The sequence below is a fragment of the Rubrivirga sp. genome (assembly GCF_049648075.1).
GTDB lineage: Bacteria > Bacteroidota > Rhodothermia > Rhodothermales > Rubricoccaceae > Rubrivirga.
On sequence record NZ_JBARYR010000146.1, the window covers coordinates 1 to 1,973 of the forward strand.

Annotated in this window: 3 protein-coding genes; all 3 read right to left on the reverse strand. The window is 69.9% G+C overall.

Going from position 1 to position 1,973, the window contains the following annotated elements:
• Nucleotides 1-358: 358 nt before the first annotated feature.
• Nucleotides 359-667 (reverse strand): hypothetical protein, encoded by a 309-nt coding sequence (locus tag WBA11_RS04090; protein WP_424519451.1) that lies wholly within the window; start codon nt 665-667, stop codon nt 359-361.
• Between the two features lie 155 nt (nt 668-822).
• Entirely contained in the window at nt 823-1,488 is a 666-nt protein-coding gene (locus WBA11_RS04095) for a response regulator (protein ID WP_424519452.1), read from the reverse strand.
• Nucleotides 1,489-1,569: 81 nt separating this feature from the next.
• Nucleotides 1,570-1,973: sensor histidine kinase (locus WBA11_RS04100; protein WP_424519453.1), on the reverse strand; the 404-nt coding region annotated here is incomplete at its 5' end.

The window sequence follows — 1,973 nt, forward strand, 5'->3', positions numbered from 1 at the left end:
ACAGTGGACCGCCGCGGTCGTATCGCCCTCGAGGTCGAGCACGACGGCACGTCCTCGAGGACGAAGCTTTCCGCACTTCCGCACCTCCGCACCTCCGCACCTCCGCACCTCCGCACTTCCGCACTTCCGCACTTCCGCACCTCCACCTCCGCACGCCGTGCTCGAGGCCGAGTCCGACCTCGAGGGCGCAGCACGCGAACCTCTTCTCTTCCGCACCTCTTCTCGCATTCCGGCGAAGCCGGCCCGCTGTCCTCGAAGCCGCGGTCCGACCTCGAGGACGAACACAAAAAAGGGCCGGCGCCCACCACGGCACCGGCCCCGTCGCTCGCCACAGGGGACGAGCACTCGGACGCATGGCCTACATGTAGTCCGAGAGGTCGAGCGTCTCGCCGTCGAGGTCGGAGGAGACCTCGAACAAGAGCGCGCCGCTCGAGCTGTCGAGCCGGAACTCCTGGCCGACCTCGGCCGAGTAGCGGTTCGACGACTGGTTGCCGATCGAGCTCGTGCCACGGCCCGTGTGGATGCGGACCGACGAGCCGGTGTCGTTCCTGAGACGGAACTCGACGCTACGGGTCGGGGCCTCGATCGAGATCGTGGTGGCCGGGACCGGCACGAGGGACGGCGCGGGAACGGCGACGAGAGCGGACAGGAGGAGAGAGAGAATCATGGGAGCGGGAGTGCGGGGAGCCGGCAGCCGGCCGGTGCGGGGCCTCGAGGGCCGATCGTGTGTCCACAGGCTACCCCGGGAACGGCTCGCCTCTCTCCCACGGACGTTCCGAAAGACCGTCCCTCTCGTTCGCCTCGACTAGAACCCCAGTCCCGCTACGGCGTGACGAGGCCGGCCCGCCACGACCACGCGACGAGTTGCGCGCGCGTCTTGAGACCGGTCTTTTCGTAGAGCGCGTGGACGTGCTTCTTGGCCGTGCTCTCCGAGATGAACAGCTTGTCCGCGAGCGTCGTGTTGTCGTCGCCCTCGGCCACCAGCAGCAGCACCTCGCTCTCGCGGGCCGAGAGCGTCGAGAACGGGTCGGCGGCCTCGGCTTGGCGGCTGGCGCGTGCGCGGCCCTCGCGGTGACGGTTGATGTACAGCGCCCCGATCCGACGGCTCAGCCAGCCGACGTCGCCCGCCGCGGCCCCTCGGATCGCCTCTGCGATCGAGCCCAGCGGCTCCTGCTTCGACAGGTAGCCCGCCGCGCCGACGTCCAGGACGCCGAAGATGTACGACTCGTCCTCGAAGGCGCTCAGCACCAGGACCGCGATGTCCGGCTCGTCTTGGGTCAGCATCTCGGCCACATCGAGGCCGGTCAGCTCCGGCATCTCCATGTCGAGCACGATGACGTCCGGTTTGTGCGTGCGGGCCATCGCCAGCGCTTCCTTTCCGTCGGAGGCCTCGGCGACGACCTCGAGGTCGGACTCGCGCTCGAGGTGGGCGCGGAGCCCGGCGCGGACCGCGGGGTGGTCATCGGCGAGGACGAGACGGATCGGCATGGGGTGAGGGGAAACGAGCCCGGAAGTAACGGCGGCGTCCGCCCCCGTGAGCGGTACGGTGGATGGTATCGCGTGGAACAGTCATCCCATTAGGCCGAGCCAACGACGGCCCTTCGGGGCCTTGAGAGGAAGGCGAGCGCTGATGCGGGTCCCGTCGCCCGGCGCCGACGTGATCTCGACGGTACCGCTGAGCGCCTCGGCCCGCTCGCGGAGCCCGGCCAGTCCGAAGTGCCCGCCGCGAACGTGGTCGACGTCGCGCACGTGGTCGTCGAACCCGACGCCGTCGTCGGCGACCTCGAGGACGGCCTGCCCCTCGTCCTCGATGAGGGAGACGGTGATGCGGTCGGCTTGGGCATGGCGGCCGGCGTTCGACAGCGCCTCTTGGGCGATCCGAACGATGGCGTGCTGGACGGGGACCGGCCAGCGGCGACCGGTCGCGTCGAGGTCGAGGACGACCTCGAGGCCGGGGTACGTCCGGCCGAACT